Consider the following 24,414-nt stretch of genomic DNA (forward strand, 5'->3'; position numbering starts at 1 on the left):
CGGGGGTCGGACACCGCACAGGCCCGGGCTGGCCGGGGCGGGGCCGAGACATCGGCCCCGCCCCTGTTACGTCGGGCCCCGGCTCACTCCCACTCGATGGTGCCCGGGGGCTTGCTCGTCACGTCGACGACCACCCGGTTGACCTCGGACACCTCGTTGGTGATCCGGGTCGAGATCCGCTCGACGACGTCGTAGGGCAGCCGGGTCCAGTCCGCGGTCATCGCGTCCTCGCTGGACACCGGACGCAGGACGATCGGGTGGCCGTACGTGCGACCGTCGCCCTGCACGCCGACGCTGCGGACGTCGGCCAGCAGCACCACCGGGCACTGCCAGATCTCGCGGTCCAGCCCGGCGGCGGTCAGCTCCTCGCGGGCGATCGCGTCCGCGGCGCGCAGGGTCTCCAGCCGGTCGCGGGTGACCTCGCCGATGATGCGGATGCCCAGGCCGGGGCCGGGGAACGGCTGACGTCCGACGATGACCTCGGGCAGCCCCAGCTCGGCGCCGACCATCCGGACCTCGTCCTTGAACAGCGCGCGCAGCGGCTCGACGAGCTCGAACTCGATGTCGTCGGGCAGTCCACCGACGTTGTGGTGGCTCTTGATGACCGCGGTGCCGTCACCGCCGCCGGACTCCACGACGTCTGGGTACAGCGTCCCCTGCACGAGGAACCCGACGTGGTGGTCGGCGACGACCTCCGCCGTGGCCGCCTCGAAGACCCGGATGAACTCCCGGCCGATGATCTTGCGCTTCTGCTCGGGCTCGGTGACCCCGGCGAGCGCGTCGAGGAACCGGTCGGCGGCGTCGGCCACGTGCAGCGTCGCGCCGGTGGCGGCGACGAAGTCCTTCTCGACCTGCTCGCGCTCGCCCGACCGCATCAGCCCGTGGTCGACGAACACGCAGGTCAGCCGGTCACCGATGGCGCGCTGGACGAGCGCGGCGGCGACCGCGGAGTCGACCCCGCCGGACAGCCCGCAGATCGCGCGACCGTCGCCGACCTGGGCGCGGATCGCCTCCACGGTGTCGTCGATGATCGACGCCGTCGTCCAGGACGGGCGGATGCCCGCGACGTCGTGCAGGAACCGACGGAGCACCTCCTGGCCGTGCGGGGAGTGGCCGACCTCCGGGTGGTACTGCACGCCGGCGAGGCGCCGCTCGGTGTCCTCGAACGCGGCGACCGCGACCCGGTCGGTGGAGGCGGTGACGGTGAAGCCCGCCGGCGCCGCGGTCACCGAGTCCCCGTGGCTCATCCACACCGGGTGCGTGCGCGGCAGGCCGTCGTGCAGCGTGCCGGGGGTGCCGGTGAGCGCGACCTCGGTGCGGCCGTACTCGCGGGTGCCGTCGTGGGCGACCTCGCCGCCCAGAGCGCGGGCCATCGCCTGGAAGCCGTAGCACATGCCGAACACCGGGATGCCCGCCTCGAACAGCGCCGGGTCGACCGCGGGGGCGCCCTCGGCGTACACACTCGCGGGTCCCCCGGAGAGGATCACCGCGGCGGGCTCGCGGGCCACGATCTCGGCGACGGGCAGGGAGGCGGGCACGATCTCGGAGTAGACGTCCGCCTCGCGCACGCGACGGGCGATGAGCTGCGCGTACTGGGCGCCGTAGTCCACGACGAGGACGGTCGGGGTCTGCACACGACCAGGGTAAACGGGCGACGCAGGTCACCCGCCGTCCGCACCGTCTCGCACCGCCCCGGCACCGACGATACCCCCGCCGACCCGGCCGTCGACGGCACCACCACGACCGTCGCGCCGCTCGTCCCCGCCCAGCGCTCCGCGCCGGAGCAGGAGACCCGTCCGGCCGCCGCGCCCACCGCGGCCCCCGCCGCGGTCCCCACCCTGGCCCCCGTCGACGAGCCCGGTGCCGCGGAGCCGGCCCGGGAGACCGCGGCACCGGTCGTCCCCCGGGCCCGCGCGTTCCGGGCCCGGGTCCTGCCGGTGTTCCTCTGCGCCGCCGCCACCGGCACCGCGGCGATCGCCGCCGCAGGGCTGATCATGACCCCGTCGGCGACCTCGCCGCTGCCCACCCCGCAAACCGTGACCGCGTCCGGCGCGACGGTGCCGCAGGGCCCGCCGCTGCCGCAGACCGTCGCCGCGTCGCTGGTCGGGTCCGCCGCCGGGACCGGCCTGTGGGCTGGGGACCCGGTCGTCGCGATGACGGCGTGGCGCGACAACGGCGGCCTCACCCACCTCACCGCGATCGGCGACGGCTTCACCCGGGTCGCCGACGCCGCGGGCCGTCAGGACGCGGTGGCGCTCGCCGTCGCCTGCGGACGGCTGCGGACCGCCGTCGACGCCGCGCGGGCCTACGACGCCGTGCCCGACGCCGCCGCGCAGAGGTCCTGGGCCGCGCTGCTCGACCACGGCGCCGCCGCCGCCACCGCGGGGACCTCCGGGGCGCTCGCGCTGGACCCGTCCCAGCTGTCGGTGTTCACCACGCAGGCGAACCTGGTGCGCGACGACCTGACCGCCGTCACCGACCGGGTCCGCGCCGTCCTGGCGGGCTGACCCTCACTCCTCGTGCCGTCCGCGCGACCGCAGCGGCGGCGGCTGCACCGACCCGAGCAGCGCCCGCAGGTCCGCCGCGCTCGCCGCGCGTCGCCCGAGGTCGACCGCGACGGTCGGCGCGATGTCGCGCAGCCGCCCGAGCAGGGCCGGGTCGGCCAGGTCGTACCGGCCCCCGGCCGTCCCGGTGACGATCGCGTCCGGGCCCAGCGCCCGCACCGCCTCCGGCTCCGGGCTGCGGTCCTCGCCGACCGGGTCGACGCCGTCGAGCCTCCCCGCGCAGCCGACCAGCTGCGCGCCCAGCTCCAGCAGCAGCTCCCCCACCCGGGGATCGGTCGCGACCACCCGCACGACCGGCCCGCGCAGCGGCACCGGGGTCCCGGTCGCGTCGACGAAGGCACGTCCGCCGCCCATGGCGGCTCCGGCGGTGGGGCGGCTCATCGGCGGGCTCCTCCTGGGGTGACGACGGCGTCACCGCCGAACCTACCGCGGCGAAACCCGTTCGACCGCCGTCACCGGAGGCGCCTAGCGTGGTCCGCCGTGACCAGCCCGACCGAGACCCGGATCCGCCGCGCCCTCACCAACTGTTCCAAGGGGGAGGCGACGCGGCTGGTCCTGCCCGCGTGGGTCCGCGACCTGGACCCGGACCGGCTCGACGACGTCCGCGGCTGGCGTGACCCGAAGGCCCCCGACCGCGGGGTACTGCTCGTCCCGACCGACGACGGCCCGGCCGGTGTCGTCCTGCGCGCAGCCTCCGGCGGCGCCCGGTCCGCCGCGATGTGCGCGCTGTGTCGGACCACCCACACCGTCGGCGGGGTCGCGCTGTTCGCCGCTCCCCGGCGCGGGGCGAAGGGACGCCAGGGCGACACCGTCGGCACCTACATCTGCGCCGACCTCGCCTGCGCCGAGCACGTCCGCGTGGAGACGGCCACGGCCGCGCTCAAGCCCACCCCCGGCACGACCGTCGACGAGCGACGGGCCGGGCTGCGGGAGCGGGCCGTGGAGTTCGTCGCCGCCGTCACCGGGTGACCCAGCACTCCCCCTGCTCGCATCGCTTGTCGTCATCGGCTCCCTCGTCGCTGCCTGCGACAACGACGACGAGGACACGACCGCTGACCGGCGGCTACTGCGCCCGCACGTGGTGGTGCTGATCTACTCGACCGGTGGATCAGGAGCTGATTGCGGTCGCGGTGGTTCGTGGCCCGCACGGCGTCCTGGTCGGCCGCCGGACTGATGGCATCCCGCTGTGGGTGTTCGCAGGCGGAAAGGTCGAGCAGGGCGAGACCCCTGCCGCGGCCGCCGTGCGGGAGACGGCCGAAGAGACGGGCCTCGTGGTCGACGTCGTCGCTGAGATCGGGCGCCGTCGCCACCCGCGGACCGGACGGCTGATGGTCTACGTTGCGTGTCGCCCCGTCGGCGAGGTCGAGCCGGTCGCGGCGCCGGAAGAGCTGGCTGAGGTTCGGTGGGTGTCGCCGGTCGAGCTGGGCGAGCTGATGCCGGATCTGTTCGGCCCGGTCCGCGAGTACCTCGGGGAGGAGTGAGCGGCCGGTCGCCCCCGACGACACGAAGAACGGCTCGAAGGCCGAGAGCCGTGGGACGCGACCAGGATCAGTCGGGCAAGGCGTGGCGTGGATGTGTCACGAGACCTGACACGTCCGGCCAACGTGTTAGGTTCATCCGAATTTTTTAACGTGTGGAACGGATGAGGTGAAGGAGTTGACGCGTGTCCTGGAGCCCCGACGTTCCCTTCAACGATCTGCCCCCGCTGCCGCCGGCCGGACTGGACCTCGAGCCGAAGCCCGTGCTCAAAGCAACCATCGAAGCCCGAACAGCGCTGGCGACACTCGCCCAGGCCGGCCAGTTCCTGCCGAACCCCAACATCCTGATCCATGCTGTCCCGCTACTCGAGGCGCAGGCCAGCTCCGAGATCGAGAACATCGTGACCACGGCCGATGAGCTGTTCAAGCACGTCGACTCCGGTGGGGGAGATCACGCCACCAAGGAGGCACTGCGCTACCGCAGCGCGCTGTTCGCGGGGGTCGAGTCGATCAGGGACCGGCCGCTCACGTCTGTGACTGCAGCTCGAATCTGCTCCGAGCTGCAGGGCCGGGAGATGGCCGTTCGTGCGGTGCCCGGCACGCGCATCGCCAACCCGGCCACACGGCAAGTCGTGTACGCACCGCCCGAGGGGGCGGACCTCATTCGCGACAAGCTCTCGGATTGGGAACGCTTCGTCCACGCTGACGACGATCTCGATCCACTGGTGCGCATGGCGGTGGGCCACTATCAGTTCGAGGCCATCCACCCCTTCCACGACGGCAACGGTCGTACCGGCCGCGTCATCAACATCCTGATGCTCATCGAGGCTGGTCTGTTGAACGACCCGATCCTCTACCTCTCACGCGCCATCATCGCCCGCAAGAACGACTACTACCGACTCCTGCGAGCCGTGACAGAGGACGGCGCCTGGATCGAGTGGGTCCTCTACATGCTCGACGTCGTCCGCGAGTCCGCTGTGTCGACGACGCGAAAGATCGGAGCCATCCGCACGTGTCAGGAGGACATCGCCGAGCGAGCTCGCGCTGCTACCTCGGGTGGACGGGACGCGCAGTTCCTGGCCGTGCTGTTCGAACAGCCCTACTGCCGCATCAGCACTGTCGCACGCCGGTGTGACGTATCGCGCCAGACCGCTTCCACCTGGCTGCACGCCCTGGTCGAGGCAGGCCTTCTCCACGACGTCAAGGCCGGTCGAGAGACCCTCTTCGTCAACCACGAGTTCCTGAGTGTGTTGACTCGCCCTGAGTGACAGAGCACGAAGAGTGCGAGCGCTGACCGGCGACGACGACCACCAGCTCGTGGTCCCGCCGGACGGCGGAACTACGGCTCGGAGCGCCGGCTCAGGTCCGCAGGTTCAACCCGACCCGCTGGAACTCCTTGAGGTCGGAGTAGCCGGTCTTCGCCATCGCCCGGCGCAGCGCGCCGAACAGGTTCGTGGTGCCGTACGGGCTGTCGGTCGGCCCGAACAGCACCTGTTCCAGGGACCGGCCGGACCGGGCGAGCCCGGTCACCTCCGACCGGGGCAGCGACGGGTGCGCCGCCGAGGAGGTCCAGTAGAGCCCGCCGGCCGGGGATTCCGTGGCCTCGGCGAGCTGCTCGCCGAGCATGACCGCGTCGGCGCCGCAGGCCACGGCACGCGCGATGTCACCGGAGGTGCCGATGCCACCGTCGGCGATCACGTGCACGTACCGGCCGCCGGTCTCGTCGAGGTAGTCACGACGGGCCGCCGCGGCGTCGACGATCGCGGTCGCCATCGGGACGCCGACCCCCAGCACCTCGTCGGTGGTGGTCGAGGTGGCCTGCCCGTACCCGACGATCACGCCGGCGGCGCCGGTGCGCATCAGGTGCAGCGCGGTGCGGTAGTCCCCGACCCCGCCGGCGACGACCGGGACGTCCAGGTCGGCGATGAAGTCCTTCAGGTTCAGCGGCTCGCCGTCCGAGACGTGCTCGGCGGAGACGATCGTGCCCTGCACGACGAGGATCTCGACGCCCGCGGCGAGCAGCGCCGGGGTGAGCTCGCGGGCGCGCTGCGGGCTGACCCGCGCCGCGACGGTGTGCGAGCTGTCGCGCAGCGGGCGCAGCGCCTCGGTGATGAGGTCCTGCTGGATGGGGGCCTGGTGCAGCTCCTGCAGCAGGGCGACCGCGGAGTCCGGCTCGTCGCCGGTGGCCGCCGCGACGATGCGCTCCAGGGCGCCCTTCGGGTCGGCGTGCCGGGCCCACAGGCCCTCCGCGTTCAGCACCCCCAGACCGCCGAGCTCGCTGATCCGCACCGCCGAGTCCGGCGACACCACCGCGTCGGTGGGGTGGGTCAGCAGCGGGATGTCGAAGCGGTAGGCGTCGAGTTGCCAGGCCGTCGAGACGGCCTTCGAGCTGCGGGTCCGCCGCGACGGGACGATCTCGATCTGGTCGAGGTCGTAGGCACGACGGGCCTCCCGGCCCATCCCGATCTCCACGAGGTCACGCACGGGCACCACCCTAAGCGGCGCTGCTCAGAGCGGTGCTGGGGCCCCCGTGACTACCGCGCGGCGTAGTTGGGGGCCTCGACGGTCATCGTGATGTCGTGCGGGTGGCTCTCCTTGAGACCGGCCGCGGTGATCCGCACCAGGCGCGCCTGCTGCAGGTCCGGGATGGTCTGCGCGCCGACGTAGCCCATGCCCGAGCGCAGCCCGCCGCCGAGCTGGTGCACGACCGAGGACAGCGGCCCGCGGAACGGGATCCGGCCCTCGATGCCCTCGGGGACGAGCTTGTCCTCGCTGAGCACGTCGTCCTGGGCGTAGCGGTCCTTCGAGTACGACCGGCCCGCCGCGCCGGCGCGGCCCTGCATGGCGCCCAGCGAGCCCATGCCGCGGTAGGTCTTGAACTGCTTGCCGCCGACGAGCACAACCTCGCCCGGCGACTCCGCGGTGCCGGCCAGCAGCGAGCCCAGCATGACCGTCGACGCGCCGGCCGCGATCGCCTTGGCGACGTCGCCGGAGTACTGGATGCCGCCGTCGCCGATCACCGGGACGCCGGCCGGGGCGCACGCCCGGGTGGCCTCGTAGATCGCGGTGATCTGCGGGGCCCCGACCCCGGCGACGACCCGGGTGGTGCAGATCGAGCCCGGCCCGACGCCGACCTTCACCGCGTCCGCGCCCGCCTCGACGAGCGCCTTGGCGCCGTCGAAGGTGGCGACGTTGCCGCCGACGACGTCGACGTGGTCGCCGACCTCGGCGCGCAGCTTCGCGACGGTCTCCAGCACCCGACGGGAGTGACCGTGCGCGGTGTCGACCATCAGGACGTCCACACCGGCCTCGACGAGCTGCATCGAGCGGGCGTAGGCGTCGTCGCCGACCCCGACCGCGGCGGCGACGACGAGCCGCCCGTCCGGGTCCTTGGTCGCCAGCGGGTACTGCTCGGTCTTGTTGAAGTCCTTGATCGTGATGAGGCCGCGCAGCATGTCGTCGCCGTCGACGATCGGCAGCTTCTCCAGCTTGTGCCGGCGCAGCAGGCCCAGCGCCGCCTCCGCGGTGACGCCGACCTTGGCCGTCACCAGGGGCGCGCGGGTCATGACCTCCGACACGGGCCGGTCGGTGTCGACCTCGTAGCGCATGTCGCGGTTGGTGATGATGCCGACCAGGCGGCCGGTCTCGTCGGTCACCGGCACGCCGGAGATCCGGAACTTGGCGCACAACGCGTCGACGTCGGCCAGGGTCGCGTCCGGGCTGCAGGTCACCGGGTCGGTCACCATGCCGGCCTCGGACCGCTTCACGACCTCGACCTGTGCGGCCTGCGCGTCCGGCGAGAGGTTGCGGTGCAGCACCCCGAGACCACCGGCGCGGGCCATCGCGATCGCCATGCGGGACTCGGTGACCGTGTCCATCGGGGACGACACCAGCGGCACCTGGACCCGCACCCGGCGGGTCACCTGGCTCGATGTGTCGGCCGAGCTGGGGATCACGTCCGACTCGGCGGGCAGCAGCAGCACGTCGTCGAAGGTCAGCCCGAGCATCGCGAACTTGTCCGGCAGGCCGCCCATCTCGCTCGTCATCTCTCCGGGGCTCCTCTTGCGGTCGAAGCAGTGTTGTCGAGGCGGTGCGGTCGACGCTGACGGCGGGCTCCCGCCGCAGGCCGCCATCGTACGTCCACCACCCCGGGGTGGGCCGGGCCCCGACCCCCCGCACCGGTACCGTGTACACCGTGTCACCAGAGGCGCTGCCACCGGACCCGTTCGCCGGAGACCCGGATGATCCTGCGCTGTCGATGCAGGCCTACGACGACCGTGGTGACGGCGCGTGGCCGGGTTCCGGTGACCCGGAGGTACCCCCGTTGAACGAGACCGACCGCGGCGAGATCCTCGCCGACCTGGCGGACCTGGCCGTCTACCAGGCACTGCTGGCGGGCCGCGGCGTCCGCGGGATCGTCGTCGACTGCGCCGACTGCGGCGAGCAGCACTTCCACGAGTGGAACCTGCTGCGAGCGAGCCTGCAGCAGCTCCTCGACGAGGGCCGGATGCGGCCGCACGAGCCGGCCTACGACCCGGACCCGGCGCACTACGTCACGTGGGAGTACTGCCGCGGGTACGCCGACGCGACACTCGCCGACTGAGCCCGGCGCGACCACCACCAGACACGAAGGGCCCCGGAGGAGATCCTCCGGGGCCCTTCGCCGTACTCGGTGCCGTACCGCGTCGGTTCGGCGTCAGTTCGGCCTGCTGCTCACCGCGCCGGTCGTCGTCGACGACGGCGGGGTGGTGTCGTCCGCCGGGTCGCTCTGCCCCTCCCCTGCCGCGGTGGGCCGGGTCGTGGGCGAGGTCGTCGGGGTCGTCGGGTCCGCCTGGCCCTCCGTCGTCGGCGAGGTCTCCGACGGCGACGGCGCCGGGGTGGGCGCGGTCTCCCCCGGCCCGCTCAGCACCGACGGGTCGGTGGTGCCCTCCGGCGAGGTCGGACCACCCGGGGTGGTCGTCCCCTCCGAAGGCGGCGGGGACGGCGTCGGGGTGTCCTCGTCGCCCTCGGTGACCGGAGGCGGCGGGGCGGGGGTCCCGTCGCGCAGCGGCGACCGCGGGTCGGTCGGTGTGCCCGGCGGGGTCTCGGCGACCTTCTGGCTCAGGAAGCGGTTCTGCTGCTCGAAGTCGTCGCGCACGTCCGGTGCGGTGCGGTCGACCAGCGGGCCGAGCGCGGCGAGCTCCTGCTGCGCACCGACGGTGTCCCCGGCGGCGAGCTTGGCGTTGACCCGCTCGATGCCCTCGCGCAGCGTGGCCGCCGCCTGCACCTGCTCGGCGCGCTCGCTGTAGAGCACCCGGGAGACCCCCCACAGGGCGTCGCCCGGCTGGGCCTCGTGCGCGCTGATCGACACGACGGCCAGCGCACACGCCGCGACCGCCGCGGCGGCGACGAGCGGGCGCAGGAAGGAGACCTTCCGCGACGGCTTCGCCGGCTGCAGGATCTGGACGGCCTCGTCGGTGTCGACGAGCTGCGGGATCGGGTCCCGGTCCACCCCGTCCTTCCACGACGAGAGCATCGCGGCCAGGTGGTCGTCGACGTCGTAGCCGCGCCGGCCGGGCCCGGACACGCCGAGCCCGGAGGACAGGGCGTTGATCAGCTCGTCGTCGGCCTGGAGCTCGACGAGGTCGACCGGGCCCTCGTCCTCGATGTCGTCGAAGGCGTCCCAGTCGTCGCCGCGGGCGGCGTGCCGCCGCACGACCGGCTGCGGGACGGTGTGCGCGTCGAACGGCAGCGGGTGGCCCCGGTGACCGAGCGGGTGGGAGTGGCCGTTGGTGCGGGGCGGGCGCGGCTCGCCGAAGCGGCCACGCGTCACCGGCGCGGGCGGTCGCTCCCAGCCCTCACCGGGTGGGGGGAAGCCCGGACCGTGCGGACCCTGGTCACGCATCCCGGACCACCTGCTCACTCATCATCTTCCTCAGCCGGGCCAGCGCCCGGTGCTGGGCGACGCGGACGGCGCCCGGAGTGGAGCCGACAGCCGCCGCGGTCTCCTCCGCGGACAGTCCCACGACCACGCGCAACACGATGATCTCCCGATGCTTCTCCGGAAGGATCTCCAGGAGCTTGGACATCTCCTGCGACAGTTCCACCTGCAGGGCCCGGGACTCGGGGCCGTCGGAGGACTCCATGCGGTCCGGCACGTCGGCCATCGGTTCGGAGCGGTTCCGGGACGCAGCCCGGTGCGCGTCGATGACCTTGTGGGACGCGATGCCGTAGACGAAGGCGAGGAACGGGCGCCCTTGCACCCGGTACCCCGGCAACGCCGTGAGCACGGCCACGCAGACCTCCTGGGCGACGTCGTCCGCCGAGACGGACCCTCGGTCGGTCCCGAGTCGGGCGCGGCAGTAGCGCACGACGAGGGGCCGAATCATGGCGAGAACGCGCTCGACCGCGGACCGGTCGCCGGCCGTGGCGGCTTCGATCCACTCGTCGGGAACGTCTCTTGATTCACTCATCGTGGGGAACCGCCCAGACGTTACGAGCATCCAGCAGTGTCATCCGATCGTGGAAGCAACCCGCGTTCGCGCAGGTGAGATCGGCTCGGATCCACCGTATCCGAGCGGGACTCGCCGACGGGAGTCGCTCCATGCCAGATCAGACGATCGTGCACAGTTCCGGGTTGCGCGGGGCCCGTCCGGAACACGTCCACGGGGCGACCACGGTCGGCAAGCGGTTCGTCACCCACCGCAGAATGCGGTCACCGGACGCAGTGAAGATCGTCCGCGTCCGATCACCGGCGGTGGACCGCCCGGCGCGGGTCGCGTCCGGTTCGGCGCGGGATCCGGACGGTCGTCGTCGAGGTCGCGGGACTGTGGTGACGCGTGTGATCCCAGGGACGTCGGGGACACCGGGTGACAGTTCCCGGCGTCCCGTCGACCGCTCGCCGAGCGAGGGCCGATCGGAGGCCGCCGTTACGACGTCCGGCGGATCCGTCGTCGACCTCGGCCCGGGGCCGCCCGCGTGCCCGGCGGGGACCGCCACACGCCGGCGGGGGTCGGTCACCTGCCGGGCGGGCGTCCCGGTCGTGCGCTTCGGCGGGGTCCGGTCGCGGGGAGCACGACCGGCGTCCCGTCGGCGGGGCGGCGGACCGGCCGGAGCCGGTCGGTGCGGACGACCCGGGCGCGATGTCCCGGGTGCGGGCCGCGAGGTCGGCAGCGGCCCGTGTGCGTGGGGTCCGGACACGGGGGTCCGGGGCGTGGAGCCGGACCGCGGGGGTCGGTCCGGCTCACGATGCCCACCCGCGCGCGGGTGGGGTGGAGCGGCCGGTTCGGGGTCGGTCGCTCGGCGGTGCGGGGTCGTGCCGTTCCGGGTGGGGACCCGGTCAGGACACCAGGCCGCGTCGGAAGCCGTGGGCCACGGCCTGCGCGCGGTCACGGACGCCGAGCTTGCGGAACAGCCGGCGTGCGTGGGTCTTCACGGTGTCCTCGGACAGGTAGAGCTCGCGGCCGATCTGGCCGTTGCTCTTGCCCTGGCTCATCCCGCGCAGCACCTGGAGCTCGCGCTCGGTGAGCTGGACCCCCGGGTCGGTGGGGACGCGCGGGGTCGGCACCGAGGTGCTGGCCAGGGTGTGTGCCAGCGCGGCGACCAGCTCGGGGCGCGAGGCGTCCCAGCGCAGGTAACCGCGCGCCCCACCGGCGATGGCGGCGGCGATGCTGCCGGCGTCGTCCGGGGCTCCGAAGACGATGACGTTGGCCTGCGGGTGGGCGGCCACCAGTCGGCGGGTGGCCTCCACCCCGGTGGGCACAGCACGCTGCGTCCCGACCAGGACGACGTCGACGGACTGGCGGGCGTAGCGGGCGAGGAGTTCGTCCCCGTGGGCGACGCAGTCGATGCGTTGGACCCCCGGGACCGCGGACATGACGCGAGTCAGTCCCTCGCGGACGCTGCGACGATCGTCGCAGATGAGTACCGTCGTCACGACGATTCCTTCCTGCAGCTTCCTGCAGCCGGGTGATTCTTCACCCTCCGAATCGGCGGGTGACACTCTCACCTTGACACGGTCGGGGCGATTTTGTGCCCTCCGTTCGGCGCGCTGATCCACGTGCCTCAGCGTCATGTGGGTGAAGCGTCGCCGAATGGAGTAGTCCATACGGTACATCGTCCGGGCCGGAGTTCGGGCACTACTCCCGCAGCAGGTCCCGCCCGCTACGGTCACTTCGCGTATAGAGGACGCTCACCGTGTGCAACACCGCATGTCGGCGACCCTCTGCATCCGCTCGGCGACTGCGCGTATCGACTGGTGACGCTCCGGCGTGTCGCGCTGCGGCGACCGGTCCGGAACCGGCGTCCGGCCCGAGTTGCACAGGTAGTCAGGGGTCGTGAGCCGTCGGTGCTGGTCAGCTGGCTGCTTGATCGGGATCTGGGGCACTAATCGGTAGTCTCGGGTAGTGCCGTTCGTTCGGAAGGTGAAGACGGCCTCCGGGGCGACAGCGGTGCAGGTCGTGGAGAAGCGCCACGGCGTCCGCCGGATCGTCGCCCACGTCGGCTCCGCGCACGATGACGCCGAGCTCGCAGTCCTGATCGCCTCAGCACGAGACCGCATCCATGCAAGCCAACAGGCGCTGGACCTGGACACCCTTCTGCGGCGACACCCGTTCACGGATCGTTCGTCAACGCGGTTACCTGCTAGTAGGGTTATCCCACGACGGTGAGAGGTAGGGGGCCCATGACCGGAACCGCCACGCCACGGGGCGCACGACTGTCCCGCGGCGCGCGTCGCGCCCAGCTGCTGCTGGCCGCCCGCGACGTGTTCGCCGACCAGGGCTACCACGCCGCCGCGATGGACGACATCGCCGAGCGGGCGGGTGTCTCCAAGCCCGTGCTGTACCAGCACTTCCCCGGAAGCTGGAGCTGTACCAGGCGCTGCTCACGACCTACGCCGAGGAGCTCGTCGAGCGGGTCTCCAACGCGATCGAGCGGACCGAGCACAACAAGGAGCGGGTGCAGGCCGCCGTCGCGGCGTACTTCGACTTCGTCGCCGGCGAGGGCAAGGCCTACCGCCTGGTGTTCGAGTCCGACCTGCGGGGGGACCCGGAGGCCGCGGCGCTGGTGGAGAGCGCGCTGGACCGCTGCATCGACGCGGTCGCCGGCGCGGTCACCGCCGACGCCGGGCTGGACCAGGACCGCGCGCGGCTGCTCGCCGTCGGGCTCGTCGGGCTGAGCCAGGTCGGCGCCCAGTTCTGGCTGGACTCCGACCAGCGGGTCCCGCGCGACGAGGCGGTGGCGCTCATGGCGTCGCTGGCGTGGCGCGGCATCGCCGGGTTCCCGAAGCAGGGCCTCGACCAGATCTGACGCCCCACCGCCGACGACGGGGCGGGCGGCTCAGGCCACCTGCTCCGCCGTGGCCCGGCGCACCAGCGCGGCGATCCGGCCGGTGACCCCGCCGACCCGCTCGACCGGGAGCATGTGTCCGGCACCGGGGAACACGGTCAGCTCGGCGCGCGGCAGGCTGCGGTGGATCCGTCGGGCGAACCGCGGCGGCGTGAGCCGGTCCCGGGTCCCCACCAGGATCTCCACCGGCAGCGAGGAGAACGCCGCCAGCGCCTCGTCGCGCTCGTGGGTGGTGAGGGTCGGGGTGAAGCCGGAGATCGTCGTCGGACGGCAGTCGGCGATCGCCTCGCAGGTCGCGCGGACGGCGAGCCGGTCCGGCCGGGTGCCGAGCAGCAGCGGCTGCAGACCGGCCCGCAGCAGGGTCGGGTGGGTCGACAGCGACCGGCGCTCCGTCCACAGCGGACTGACGGTCACCTTGTCCTTGCCGGCCAGGAAGAGCTTCGCCGGCAGCCCGGTCATCCCCAGCGTCGCCGCCGCACCGAGGCCGCCGCTCGCGGTCGCGACGAGGGCGACGCCGGCGACCCGGGACGCGACGAGGTCGGGGTGGCGCTGGGCCAGCGCCATCGCCGTCATCCCGCCCATCGAGTGCCCCGCGATGACCAGCGGCCGCTCGGGGCGAGCCGGGTGATCACCTCGGCCATGTCGTCGGCGAGGACGTCGAGGGTCTTGAGCTCGTCGGGGGTGTCGTCGGAGCGGCCGTGCGCGCGGTGGTCGTAGCGGATCACCCGCGGGGCGGGGCCAGCACCGGGCGCGCCGACGGCGAGGGCGTCGGCGACCGGGGCCCAGCAACGCTCGTCGAGCGTCCAGCCGTGGGCGAGCAGCACCGTGACCGGTGCCGACTCCGGACCCGAGACCCTGGCGAACAGGCCGGTCCCGTCGCGGGTGACGATCCGTGTGCTCATCGCGGATGCCTCCTCAGATCAGGTGGGCGCGCTTCCACAGGGTCTCCGTCGGGCCGCCGACGATCCCCTGCTCGCGCAGGAACGGCACGAGCTTGCGCGAGGACCAGCGCAGCATCTCGTGGTGGTGCGGGTTGGCCAGCGCCGCCTTCCGCCCGACCGCCGGGGCGATCCCGACGCTGCGGTAGACCTCGGGATGGATGAGGTTGCGGGCGACGACGAACGCGATCCGCGCGGTGAGGTAGCGGGCCCAGACACGTTCCGCGCGATTGGTCCTCGGCATGATCCGCTGGAGCTCCTCCCGGGCGTAGCGGACGTGCCGGGCCTCCTCGGTCACGTGGATCTTGTTGATCATCCGGGACAGCGGCTGGACACGCTCGTCCCGCATCCCCTCGCGCTGGAGCTGGTCGAGGATCTCCTCGACGAACAGGGTGCCGGCGAACATCGCCGGGCCGGTGCCGATGGTCTTCATCAGCCGGCCCTGCTCATGGGTGAGCCGGCGGGGGGTGTAGTCCGGCACGCCGTAGCGCTCGGTTGCCTTGGCGAACGTCATCGAGTGCCGGCACTCGTCGGCGATCTCGACCAGCGCGTACTGGATGTGCGCGCGACGGGGGTCGCGGTCGTAGGCGTAGCGCAGCAGCATCTGCATGAGGATCATCTCGAACCACAGCCCGATCCGGGCGACGCTGCAGAACTCGTGCACCGACAGCGTGATCCGCTGCTCCTCGGTGAGGCCGTCCCACAGCGGCGTGCCGTAGAGCGACACGCGCTCGGGGACGATGCCGTACCGACCTCGACCAGCGGGGCGTCCCAGTCGATGTCGATCGAGGGGTCGTAGGAGGTCGTCACCGAGCTCTTCAGCAGCCGCCGAGCGGTGTCCTCGCGGTCCGCGAGGTGGGCCTTGCTTCCGGTCCGGGCGGGAGCGCTCATCGGTCGCGCCTTCCTGACGAGGGGCCTGCGGTGGCGGGTTCCACACCCGGAACCCTTGCTGTTACCGCCAGTAACAGTTACCACTGGTAACGTGCCCCAGGAGCCGAGGGATGTCAAGCCCGATGCGCGCAGCCGCCGACGGGAGGAACGGCGGACCGAGATGGTCGCCGCCGCCGTCGACGCGATCCGCGAACACGGTGCCGGGGTCTCGGTCGCCCAGATCGCCGCGCGGCCGGCATCACCAAGCCGGTGCTCTACCGGCACTTCGCCGACCGCGCCGACCTGCAGCGCGCCGTCAGTGAGCACGCCGCGGACATGCTGATGCAGCGGATCTACCCGGTGCTGGCGATCGACGCCGAGCCGATCGAGCACGTCGCCGCCGTCATCGACGCCTACCTCGGGATGATCGAGGAGAGCCCCAGCTGTACCGGTTCGTCGTCGCGAACCCGGCCGAGCCGGTGCCGGGCGCCGAGATCGCGCAGGACGTGCGCGGCCAGATCGGCGCCCTGCTGACCACGCTGTTCGGGAGCGGCTGCGCGCCCAGGGCCGCGACTCCGGCGGCGCCGAGGCGTGGGCGCACGGGATCATCGGGATGGTCCAGACCGCGGGCGAGTGGTGGCTGGAGCGCCGGACGATGAGCCGTGACGCGCTCACCAACTACCTGTCCGCGCTGATCTGGGGCGGGATCGCCGGCGTCGCCGGGCTCGACTCCCCCACCGCGACCGCCGACATCCTGCGGCTGGTCCCCGAGCCACAGGTGCACGAGGGGTCGGTGCAGGACCGGTGAGCGCCGACCACGACCACGATCACGACGAGGGCTACCGCGGCCCCGCCACCCTGGTGCTGGGCGAGGAGACGGTCGAGGTCGAGGTGCTCCTCGACGCCCGGCACGAGCCCTTCGACGGCAGGCTGCACTGGTCGGGCCGGGTCGCCGCGCACCCCCGGCTCACCGCACTGCTGGCAGCCGCGGCGGCACCGCAGAGGTCCGGACGCCAGGGCACACGGCCGTCGGCACGCTGTCCGAGCCGGACGTCTGGGACCGGTTCCGGATCACCGGCACCGGCAGGCCGCCGTTCGCGCTGGACGGGCCGCCCCCGCGGAGACCGACTGACCGGCCCCCTCCCCCGGACACGCGTCGGGCCCGGCCCCGCGGACGGGTACCGGGCCCGGACGACCGTGGGTGCGCTCAGCCGCTGAGGCCGAACCCGACCCGGCGCTCCTCGGACGGGCCGATCTCCACGTACGAGATGCGCGCGACCGGGACGACGTAGCGACGGCCCTCGTCGTCGGTGAGGTCCAGCAGCCCGTCGTCGGACTTCATCGCCCCGCTCACGAGCTGGGCCACCTCGTCCGGCGTGCGGTCGCTGGACACCACGAGCTCCCGCGGGGTCTCCGCGATGCCGATCTTGACCTTCACCGGTGGTCCTCCCGATCCGTCACTTCTGATCACCTTGCCCGCGCCAGGCTAGTCGAGATCGGGCCGGAGCATCGGCGAGCCGCGACCCCGACCACCGGGCCGGGACTCAGGAGAGTCCGAGCCTGCCCATCCGGCGGCCGTGCGCGGTCTGCACCGTCCGGATGAGTCCGGCCACGCCGCCCTTCTCTCCCGAGCCGAGCACGATGAACTCGGCCAGCTCGTCGCGCTCGGCGACGACCCGCTGGGCGTGGGTGACGGCCTCGCCGAGCAGCCGCCTGCCCCACAGGGCCAGCCGGTCGCGCTGCGCCGGGTTGGGGGTGCGCAGGCGGCCTGCACCTCGCGCTCGGCGAAGGCGGAGTGCCCGGTGTCGGCGAGCACCCGCTGCACCAGGTCACCGGTGCCGGGATCCACCCAGCCCGCGACCTCGCGGTAGAAGTCGGCGCCGAGACCGTCGCCGAGATAGGCCTTGACCAGCGATTCCAGCCAGCTCCGCGGGGCGGTCGAGGCGTGGTAGCTGTCGATCAGCGCGACGAACGGCGCCATCGCGTCCGCGACGGCGATCCCGCTGCGGCCCAGGTGGTCCTCGATGAGGCGGAAGTGGCCGATCTCGGCGGCGGCCATCGTCGACAGCTGCGCGCGGCCGGCCAGCGTCGGCGCGGCCCGGGCGTCCTCGGCGAGCCGGTCGAACGCCGACAGCTCGCCGTAGGCCAGCACGCCGAGCAGCTCCACGGTCGCGGCCGTCGGCGCGTCGCCTCCAGTGGTCATGGACGCCACCCTAACCGGGCCCTACCGGCCGGCCGGGCGGCCCGCGACGGCCGTCGCGACCACGGCGCGAGGCATCTCACCCCACCCGGCGACGGCCGCGCCGTCGTGTTCGGGCGCCGCGGCGGGTACCATGCGGTCAGCGCGTCACCGGATTTCGGGCTCATGGGACTCCACGGGGACGCGCCCACCGCGCGGGGACCGGGTAACGGGACGAGCGGCCGACCCGGCCGAGCACGTCTCACCGGGACCCGCACCCGTACTGGTGCGCGCAGCGCCTCGACTGCTCTCCCGCCCGGACCGTCCCGACGGCCCGGGGCCGGTCGACGAGCCACGCCACGGCTCCTGTGCGCGGAGAGAGGCGATCACACTGTCCCGAAGCGACAGCACCGACACCCCCGAGGCCGACCCGGGCTTCCTGCCCACCGGCATCACCCCCAGCGAGACCCCGCTCGGCGTGACCAACCCCGGCGGCGAGAAGCTCCCCCCGACCTTCGCCGAGCTCGGCGTCCGGCCCGAGATCGTCTCCGCGCTCGCGGAGAACGACATCGTGCGCACGTTCGCGATCCAGGAGCTCACCCTCCCGCTGGCACTCGCCGGCGAGGACGTCATCGGCCAGGCCCGCACCGGCACCGGCAAGACGCTGGGCTTCGGCGTCCCGCTGCTGCAGCGGATCACCCCGCCCGGTGAGCGCCCGCCGCCACCGCCGAGGGCGAGGCCGCCGACCGCACCAAGGACGTCCCGCAGGCGCTCGTCGTCGTCCCGACCCGCGAGCTGTGCGTGCAGGTCGCCCGGGATATCGCCGCCGCGGGCAAGCCTGGGCGTGCGCGTCGTCGCCATCTACGGCGGCCGGGCCTACGAGCCGCAGCTGGAGGCCCTGCGCAAGGGCGTCGACGTCATCGTCGGCACCCCGGGCCGGCTGCTCGACCTCGCCGAGCAGCGCCACCTGGTCCTCGGCCGGGTCAAGGCACTCGTCCTGGACGAGGCCGACGAGATGCTCGACCTGGGCTTCCTGCCCGACGTCGAGCGGATCCTGCGCATGCTCCCCGAGGAGCGGCACACGATGCTGTTCTCGGCGACCATGCCGGGCCCGATCGTGCAGCTCTCGCGGGCGTTCCTGACCCGCCCGACGCACATCCGCGCGGAGGAGGCCGACCAGGGCTCCATCCACGAGCGGACCAAGCAGCTGGTTTACCGCGCGCACGCGATGGACAAGGTCGAGCTGGTCACCCGGGCCCTGCAGGCCAAGGACCGCGGCCTCACCATGATCTTCACCCGGACCAAGCGGACCGCCCAGCGCGTCGCCGACGACCTCGCCGAGCGCGGCTTCGCCGCCGCGGCGGTGCACGGTGACCTCGGCCAGGGCGCTCGCGAGCAGGCACTGCGCGCGTTCCGCGCGGAGAAGGTCGACGTGCTGGTCGCGACCGACGTCGCGGCCCGCGGCATCGACGTCACCGGCGTCACGCACGTCATCAACTACCAGTGCCCCGAGGACGCCAAGACCTACGTGCACCGGATCGGCCGCACCGGCCGCGCCGGACGCGAGGGCGTCGCGGTCACGCTGGTGGACTGGGACGAGACCCCGCGCTGGAAGATGATCTCCGACGACCTGTCGCTGGGCATCGACGAGCCGGTCGAGACCTACTCGACCTCGGACCACCTGTTCACCGACCTCGACATCCCGACGACGGCGTCCGGGCGGCTCCCGCTGTCCGCGCGCACCCGTGCCGGGCTCGACGCCGAGTACATCGACTCCGACGGCGACCACCAGGGCGCCCGCAAGCCGCGCGGCAGCCGTCGCGACGGTGGCGGTCGCGACGGTGGTGGCCGTGACGGTGGCAGCCGCGAGGCCGGCCGCAACGGCGACGGCGACGAGGGCGGTCGCCGTCCGCGGCGCAACCGCTCCCGTTCCCGGACCCGGGGCGGCGTCGCGGTCGAGGCGGGCGCCTCGACCACCGCCGAGGGTGCCGCCGCGCGGGCTCCGCCGAGGGCGCCCCGCAGAACGGGCCGGACGCCGGCGCGTCGGCCGAGGGCGGGGCGGCCACGCCGCGCCGTCGTCGCCGTCGCGGCGGGTCGCGGCGCGGACCCGGTGGCGGCGAGTCCGCCGACGGGCCGACGCGGCCGCCAGCTGACACCACGCGTGCTGCGCGGCCGCCCCCTGCGGGACCGGCTCCCGCTCCCGGGCATCCCCGCCGAACGACGACACCGCGGCGACCGACTGGTCGCCGCGGTGCTCGTGCTGCTGCTGGCCGAGGTCGCGGTGCTCTACGCGGTGCAGAGCCCGGCCGCGCACACCGAGTCGGTGACGGCCGCGACCGCCCCCGCCCCGCCACCACCGGTCGGCCCGGTCCCGGCCGGGTTCACCGAGCTGTGGCGGGCGGCCAGCCCGGACACCCCGGTGCCGCTGGCGGTCGGGGACGGCGTCGTCGTCGCCGAGGGGTCGCGGGTCTCCGGGCGCGACGCGCGCACCGGCGCCGAGCGCTGGAGCTACGAACGCGACCTCCCGCTGTGCACCACCGGGTTCGCCGACGGTCGCGTGCTCGCGCTCTACCGCAACGACGAGTACTGCTCGGAGCTCTCCACGCTCCAGCCCGACTCCGGCGCCCGTGGCCCGGCCAGAACCCTCGACGCCCGGCCCGGCACCCGGTTGATCGGCCAGGACCCGGTGCTCGCGACCGGCCAGGACTACGTCGAGACCTTCCGCTCCGACCTGGTCCGCACCGCCGAGTACGGCACGGTGCGCGCGCTGGAGGAGCCCGGCTCGCAGCCGCGGTCGGGATGCACGTTCGGGTCCTTCGCCGCCGCCGAGGACCGCGCCGTGATCCTGGAGCGCTGTCCCGGCGAGCCCTCCGAACGGTTGACGGTGCTGCGTCCCAGCCGCACCGAGGGCGACCGGCCCGCGTTCGACTCGTCGTCGGTCATCGGGACCGACGGTGCGCAGGTGATCGCCGCGTCGTCCGAGCGCGTCGCCGTCCTGCTGCCGGGCGTCCCCCGCCTGGCTCTCTACGACGGAGGCGGGCGCGGCATCGGGGAGTTCCCGGTCGAGGCGGGTGCGACGGTCGCCGCCCCGGCCGACGGCGTCGCCCGCACGACCGCCGACGACCGGAACCGCTACTGGTGGACCGGCGGGCGACCGTCGCGCTGGACACCCGCAGCCTCCAGCCGCGCTGGAGCCTGCCCGGCACCCTCGGCCCCGGCACCCGCTACGGCGACCGGCTGCTCGTGCCCGTCCCCGGCGGGATCGCCGACGTCGACCCGGCCACCGGCGTCGTCGCCCGGACCCTGCCGGTGGACCGCGGCCCGGTGGCCGGACCGGTGCTGCTCGCCGCCCAGGGCGCCCTGCTGGTCGAGCTGCGCGGCAGCGAGCTCGTCGTGCTGGGGCCCGCCGGCTGAGTCCCATCCTTGCCATAGTGTCTTCGACACTAGTATCGTCGACACCATGACCCAGCGGTCCGGCCTCGCCCTCGCCGTGCTGTCCCTGCTCACCGAGGAGCCCATGCACCCCTACCGGATGCAGCAGCTCATCCGGGAGCGGGGCAAGGACGACGTGGTCAACGTCGGGCAGCGGTCACAGCTCTACAAGACGATCGACCGTCTCGCACGCGACGGCCTGATCGTCGAGCACGCCACCGAGCGGGAGACCGCCCGCCCGGAGCGCACCCTGTACCCGTCACCGACGCGGGCCGCGAGACAGCCGAGGAGTGGACCCGGGAGATGCTGGCCGTACCGCGGCCGGAGTTCCCCGAGTTCGTCGTCGGCCTCGCGCACCTGCCCCAGCTCACCCCGGCCGACGCCGCCGCGGCGGTGGAGAGCCGCCTCGACACCCTGCGACGACGGCTGGCCGGAGCCCGGGCCAGCCACGAGGCGGTGGCGGGCCTGCTGCCGCGGGTCCTGCTCGTCGAGCTCGACTACACCATCGCGATGCTGGAGGCCGAGACCTCCTGGGTCGCCGCACTCGTCGACGACGTCCGCGGCGGCCGCCTCACCTGGAACCGCGAGGAGCTGCTCCGCCTGACCTCGCACAGCGGCCTCGCCTCGCCCGACCGCCCCTGACCGGGCGCCCGGCGCCTCCGACCACACCGCACGCACGGCCGTCGCATCCGCGACCGGCCGCGATCCGCCCTGCTCCGACACGGAGGTCCACCATGTCCGTCCGAGTGATCGTCGCCGGTGCCGGCACCGGCGGCCTGTGCCTGGCACAGCTGCTGCACCGGGCCGGAGCCGAGGTCGTCGTCCTGGAGCGCGACGTCGACCCGGGCCCGCCGGGCTGCGCGGCTACCGGGTCGGCATCTCCCCCGACGGCGCCCGCGCCCTGCGGGCCTGTCTGCCAGCGGAGCTGTACGCGGTGTTCGAGGCGAGTACGGCCGCGCCGTACGACCGGCTGCTGATGTGCACCGAGCAGTACCGCGAGCTGCTGTCGCTGCCCTTCGCCGAGCTGCCCGGCGGCGGGGCCGAGGAGTTCAACGTCAGCCGCAGCACGCTGCGCCGGGTGCTGCTGACCGGCATCGAGGACACCGTGCGCTGGGGCAGCCCGTACGTCGGCCACGAGGTGGACGACGACGGCACGGTCGTCGCGCACACCGGCGACGGGGACACGGTCACCGGTGACCTGCTCGTCGGCGCCGACGGCGCGCACTCCCGGGTCCGCGGGCGGTTCCTGCCCGGTGCGGGCCTCACCTCCACCGGGCTCGTGGCGATCGGTGGCCGCGCCCCGCTCGACGCCACCACGACCGCGCTGCTGCCGAGCGCCGACGGCATGGCCCTGGTGTTCGACCGCACCGGGACGATGGGGATCAGCCACGTCATGCGGATGCCCTGGGACGACGACCGCGTCCCGCGCCCCGGGATCGACCCGGACCGCGCCGCGGCGCTACGCGGCTGGCCCGGCCTGGCCGGGGATCCGACGGGCGACTTCGTCTCCTGGGGCGTCACCGTCTCCCACACCGCGCTGCCGGGCGGGCGGCCGGTGTCCGCGGACGGCTCCGCTCTGCTAACCCTGGCGCAACGGGTCACCACGGACTGGGATCCGCGCTGGCGCGCGCTCCTCGGCCGCTCGGACCCGGCGTCGGCGTTGTGGATCGACATCCGCACCTCCGACCCGCTGCCCCACTGGGAGCCCGGCCCGGTCACGCTGCTCGGCGACGCCGCGCACACCATGACCCCCGGTCGCGGTGCCGGCGCCAACACCGCCCTGCGCGACGCCCGTGAGCTCGGAGAACGTCTGGTCCGGGTGCACCACGGCGACCTGGACCTGCGCACCGCCGTCGGCGGTTACGAGGCGGAGATGCGCCGCTACTCCGCCGGCGCGGTGCGCGAGTCGCTGCAGCAGATGCACGACGACTCCGACCGCGGACCGGTCTCCCGGACGCTGGCGACGGCCGCACAGCGGACCGGGCTGCGCCTGGTGAACCGGGTCCCCGCGCTCCGACGACGGCTGGCCCGCGGCATGCAGCGCGCCCGGGACTCCGAACGCGCCTGAGCCGCTACAGGAACCAGCCGAGCCCGAGCACCAGCGACGCCGTCACGATCACCCCGAGCGCGGCGAGCAGGCCGGTGCGGTCGCGCCGCCGGTCCGCGACGACCTGGCCCACGACGGCGACGGCCGCCGCCCCGCGTGCGCGACGATCGCACCGGTGCCAGGGCCGGGGACCCCGCTGCTCCCGGCCACCCACTCCACGACGACCAGCCCGAGCGCGAGCACCACGAGTCCGCCGGCGAGCACCCCGGCCAGGCCCCGCAGCAGCCGGGCGCCTGCCCCGTCGACATCGGGTCCGGGGGCACGGCGCCGTGCCCGACGTGCGTTCTCCTCGGCGCGGCGGCGGTCGGCCCGCCGGCCGGGCGCGCGGGCGGCGGGGTGCTCGTCGTCGCGGGCGGCTCGGCGGGACCGGAGGACAGACCGCGGCGCGGCGCGCGGCGGGACACGGGCAGGGCCTCGGTGGGGCGTGGACCGGCCGGGGACCCGACGTCACCGCGCCTGCGGGGCGGGCCGGACGGCGGGACCGGCGGGCGGGGGCCGTAGCCGTCGGGGCCGGGGTGCGGGCGCCCGTGCGACGGCCCGGCCCGGTACGGGGCGGGCGCGCCCGGCGGGCGTGGCGGGATCGGGGGTCGGCCGCCGCGGGGGGGCCGGGGAACTGCGGGTCGGCGGTCACGGGGCGAGCAGGTCCCACGGTCGCGGCTCCGGCACGGCGGCGCGGCCGGGGGCGCAGTGGCGGCGGACCGCGCAGGTCCCGCAGTGCGCACCGGTGCGGACCGGAAGAGCGTGTCGGCGTCGCCGCCGTCGGCCAGCGCGGTCGTCGCCCCGGCGGCGGCGTCGGCGGACCCTGCGGCCGCGGCGACGTGCCGGTCGAGGGAGGCCTCGTCGTGGGTGTGCACGGCGACGGTTCCGGTCGGCACGTGGTGCAGCTCGACGGTGCGGCAGGGGCGGCGGAACACCGAGGCGGTGGCGACGGCGTAGAGCGCGAGCTGGCGGGACGCGGCGGCGTCGGCCGCGGTCGGCACCCGGCGCCCGGTCTTGAAGTCGACGACGACGGCCTCGCCGTCGCGCTCGTCGATCCGGTCGACCCGGCCCTCGACCAGCAGCGGCCCGGCGGGGGCCCGTACCCACCTTTCGACCGCGAGCGGCTCGTCCCGCCCGACCGGGCCGTCGACGACGGCGGCCAGCCAGTCCCGGGCACGCTCGCGGTACCGGGCGGCCTGGGCGTCGTCGGCGAACCCCTCGCCGGTCCAGTGCCGGTCCACCAGTGCCGCGGCCTGCTCCGGGGTGCGCCGCTCGACGGGGAGGGCCGCCAGCGAGCGCAGCGCCAGGTGCACCACCGCACCGAGCGTGGTGTGGGCGAACCCGCCGCCCCGCGACGGGGCCGGGCGGTCGACGTGCAGCATCCGGTAGCGGCGCGGGCAGGCGTCCCAGGTGTCGAGCCGGGCCGGGGTGACCCGGTGCAGTGCGGTCGCACCGAAGCCGGGGTCGAGCAGGTCCAGGCCGAGCTGACCGTCCGGGGCCCCGGTGGCGGGAGCGGTGGTCCGGGCCATGCGCGCCACGG

Annotated in this window: 20 protein-coding genes and 5 pseudogenes; 12 read left to right on the forward strand and 13 right to left on the reverse strand. The window is 74.2% G+C overall.

What is annotated here, in order from left to right:
- Positions 1–83: 83 nt before the first annotated feature.
- Complete coding sequence (guaA, locus tag KPL57_RS04905) at positions 84–1,634, reverse strand: glutamine-hydrolyzing GMP synthase (protein ID WP_226350690.1); 1,551 nt, start codon at positions 1,632–1,634, stop codon at positions 84–86.
- Positions 1,635–1,937: 303 nt separating this feature from the next.
- Between guaA and KPL57_RS04910 the strand changes: the two genes are divergently transcribed.
- Complete coding sequence (locus KPL57_RS04910) at positions 1,938–2,507, forward strand: hypothetical protein (RefSeq protein WP_226350691.1); 570 nt, start codon at positions 1,938–1,940, stop codon at positions 2,505–2,507.
- A gap of 3 nt (positions 2,508–2,510) precedes the next feature.
- Here the strand turns inward: KPL57_RS04910 and KPL57_RS04915 are convergent, their stop codons facing one another.
- Positions 2,511–2,945: a hypothetical protein gene (locus tag KPL57_RS04915; protein ID WP_226350692.1), complete on the reverse strand. Its 435-nt coding sequence runs from the start codon at positions 2,943–2,945 to the stop codon at positions 2,511–2,513.
- Positions 2,946–3,044: 99 nt separating this feature from the next.
- Between KPL57_RS04915 and KPL57_RS04920 the strand changes: the two genes are divergently transcribed.
- From KPL57_RS04920 to KPL57_RS04930, 3 genes are all read left to right on the forward strand, one after another.
- Positions 3,045–3,533, forward strand: a complete 489-nt coding sequence (locus KPL57_RS04920; RefSeq protein ID WP_075333883.1) for an FBP domain-containing protein — start codon at positions 3,045–3,047, stop codon at positions 3,531–3,533.
- Between the two features lie 134 nt (positions 3,534–3,667).
- Positions 3,668–4,045, forward strand: coding sequence for an NUDIX hydrolase (locus KPL57_RS04925; RefSeq protein WP_226350693.1), 378 nt, complete (start codon positions 3,668–3,670; stop codon positions 4,043–4,045).
- A gap of 182 nt (positions 4,046–4,227) precedes the next feature.
- The gene (locus KPL57_RS04930; RefSeq protein WP_226350694.1) at positions 4,228–5,310 is read left to right on the forward strand and encodes a Fic family protein; all 1,083 of its coding nucleotides are present in this window, start codon (positions 4,228–4,230) and stop codon (positions 5,308–5,310) included.
- 91 nt (positions 5,311–5,401) lie between these two features.
- Here KPL57_RS04930 and KPL57_RS04935 read toward each other — a convergent pair whose 3' ends face one another.
- The gene (locus KPL57_RS04935) at positions 5,402–6,526 is read right to left on the reverse strand and encodes a GuaB3 family IMP dehydrogenase-related protein (protein WP_226350695.1); all 1,125 of its coding nucleotides are present in this window, start codon (positions 6,524–6,526) and stop codon (positions 5,402–5,404) included.
- Between the two features lie 50 nt (positions 6,527–6,576).
- Positions 6,577–8,088: an IMP dehydrogenase gene (gene guaB, locus KPL57_RS04940; RefSeq protein ID WP_020622332.1), complete on the reverse strand. Its 1,512-nt coding sequence runs from the start codon at positions 8,086–8,088 to the stop codon at positions 6,577–6,579.
- A gap of 149 nt (positions 8,089–8,237) precedes the next feature.
- On the opposite strand from guaB, the gene KPL57_RS04945 reads away from it, so the two are divergent.
- Complete coding sequence (locus tag KPL57_RS04945; RefSeq protein ID WP_043276535.1) at positions 8,238–8,645, forward strand: DUF5319 domain-containing protein; 408 nt, start codon at positions 8,238–8,240, stop codon at positions 8,643–8,645.
- Positions 8,646–8,738: 93 nt separating this feature from the next.
- On the opposite strand, the gene KPL57_RS04950 is transcribed toward KPL57_RS04945, so the two are convergent.
- The 3 genes from KPL57_RS04950 to KPL57_RS04960 all read right to left on the reverse strand — a co-directional run bounded on the left by KPL57_RS04950 (position 8,739) and on the right by KPL57_RS04960 (position 11,957).
- Positions 8,739–9,926, reverse strand: coding sequence for an anti-sigma-D factor RsdA (locus tag KPL57_RS04950; RefSeq protein ID WP_075333885.1), 1,188 nt, complete (start codon positions 9,924–9,926; stop codon positions 8,739–8,741).
- Positions 9,919–10,494 (reverse strand): sigma-70 family RNA polymerase sigma factor, encoded by a 576-nt coding sequence (locus KPL57_RS04955; protein WP_226350717.1) that lies wholly within the window; start codon positions 10,492–10,494, stop codon positions 9,919–9,921. The genes KPL57_RS04950 and KPL57_RS04955 overlap by 8 nt, the downstream gene beginning before the upstream one ends.
- A gap of 866 nt (positions 10,495–11,360) precedes the next feature.
- Positions 11,361–11,957 carry a response regulator transcription factor gene (locus KPL57_RS04960; RefSeq protein ID WP_010225624.1) on the reverse strand — a complete coding sequence of 199 codons (597 nt, stop codon included), beginning with the start codon at positions 11,955–11,957 and terminating at the stop codon, positions 11,361–11,363.
- A 747-nt stretch (positions 11,958–12,704) separates the two neighbouring features.
- Between KPL57_RS04960 and KPL57_RS04965 the strand changes: the two are divergent.
- Positions 12,705–13,330, forward strand: a pseudogene (locus KPL57_RS04965) (TetR/AcrR family transcriptional regulator).
- A gap of 30 nt (positions 13,331–13,360) precedes the next feature.
- On the opposite strand, the gene KPL57_RS04970 reads toward KPL57_RS04965, so the two are convergent.
- The 3 genes and pseudogenes from KPL57_RS04970 to KPL57_RS04980 form a co-directional block, all read right to left on the reverse strand.
- On the reverse strand, positions 13,361–13,951 hold the full coding sequence (locus KPL57_RS04970; protein ID WP_308252772.1) for an alpha/beta hydrolase: 591 nt from the start codon (positions 13,949–13,951) through the stop codon (positions 13,361–13,363).
- The gene (locus tag KPL57_RS04975) at positions 13,939–14,271 is read right to left on the reverse strand and encodes an alpha/beta fold hydrolase (protein ID WP_226350696.1); all 333 of its coding nucleotides are present in this window, start codon (positions 14,269–14,271) and stop codon (positions 13,939–13,941) included. Before KPL57_RS04975 ends, KPL57_RS04970 begins: the two co-directional genes overlap by 13 nt.
- A 13-nt stretch (positions 14,272–14,284) precedes the next feature.
- A pseudogene (locus tag KPL57_RS04980) lies at positions 14,285–15,198 on the reverse strand (diiron oxygenase).
- A 249-nt stretch (positions 15,199–15,447) separates the two neighbouring features.
- On the opposite strand from KPL57_RS04980, the gene KPL57_RS04985 reads away from it, so the two are divergent.
- From KPL57_RS04985 to KPL57_RS69295, 3 genes and pseudogenes are all read left to right on the forward strand, one after another.
- The gene (locus tag KPL57_RS04985) at positions 15,448–15,711 is read left to right on the forward strand and encodes a hypothetical protein (protein WP_226350697.1); all 264 of its coding nucleotides are present in this window, start codon (positions 15,448–15,450) and stop codon (positions 15,709–15,711) included.
- Between the two features lie 19 nt (positions 15,712–15,730).
- Positions 15,731–15,985, forward strand: a complete 255-nt coding sequence (locus tag KPL57_RS71725) for a hypothetical protein (RefSeq protein WP_374203665.1) — start codon at positions 15,731–15,733, stop codon at positions 15,983–15,985.
- An 83-nt stretch (positions 15,986–16,068) separates the two neighbouring features.
- Positions 16,069–16,469 (forward strand): annotated as a pseudogene (locus KPL57_RS69295) (DUF4873 domain-containing protein).
- Here KPL57_RS69295 and KPL57_RS05000 read toward each other — a convergent pair.
- Positions 16,385–16,615: a DUF3107 domain-containing protein gene (locus KPL57_RS05000; RefSeq protein WP_020625913.1), complete on the reverse strand. Its 231-nt coding sequence runs from the start codon at positions 16,613–16,615 to the stop codon at positions 16,385–16,387. The pseudogene KPL57_RS69295 and the gene KPL57_RS05000 sit on opposite strands and share 85 nt — an antisense overlap.
- Positions 16,616–16,721: 106 nt before the next feature.
- Positions 16,722–17,380, reverse strand: a pseudogene (locus KPL57_RS05005) (ferritin-like fold-containing protein).
- A gap of 454 nt (positions 17,381–17,834) precedes the next feature.
- Between KPL57_RS05005 and KPL57_RS65880 the strand changes: the two are divergent.
- The 3 genes and pseudogenes from KPL57_RS65880 to KPL57_RS69300 all read left to right on the forward strand — a co-directional run.
- On the forward strand, positions 17,835–21,392 hold the full coding sequence (locus tag KPL57_RS65880) for a DEAD/DEAH box helicase (RefSeq protein WP_308252773.1): 3,558 nt from the start codon (positions 17,835–17,837) through the stop codon (positions 21,390–21,392).
- A 130-nt stretch (positions 21,393–21,522) separates the two neighbouring features.
- A complete protein-coding gene (locus tag KPL57_RS05020; RefSeq protein WP_226350698.1) occupies positions 21,523–21,765 on the forward strand; it encodes an NAD(P)/FAD-dependent oxidoreductase in 243 nt (80 codons plus the stop codon).
- A gap of 767 nt (positions 21,766–22,532) precedes the next feature.
- A pseudogene (locus tag KPL57_RS69300) lies at positions 22,533–22,631 on the forward strand (hypothetical protein); the annotation flags it as partial.
- 38 nt (positions 22,632–22,669) lie between these two features.
- Here the strand turns inward: KPL57_RS69300 and KPL57_RS69305 are convergent.
- Entirely contained in the window at positions 22,670–24,403 is a 1,734-nt protein-coding gene (locus KPL57_RS69305) for a PD-(D/E)XK nuclease family protein (RefSeq protein ID WP_308252774.1), read from the reverse strand.
- Positions 24,404–24,414: the final 11 nt, after the last annotated feature.

It is taken from the genome of Pseudonocardia sp. ICBG601 (assembly GCF_020496245.1).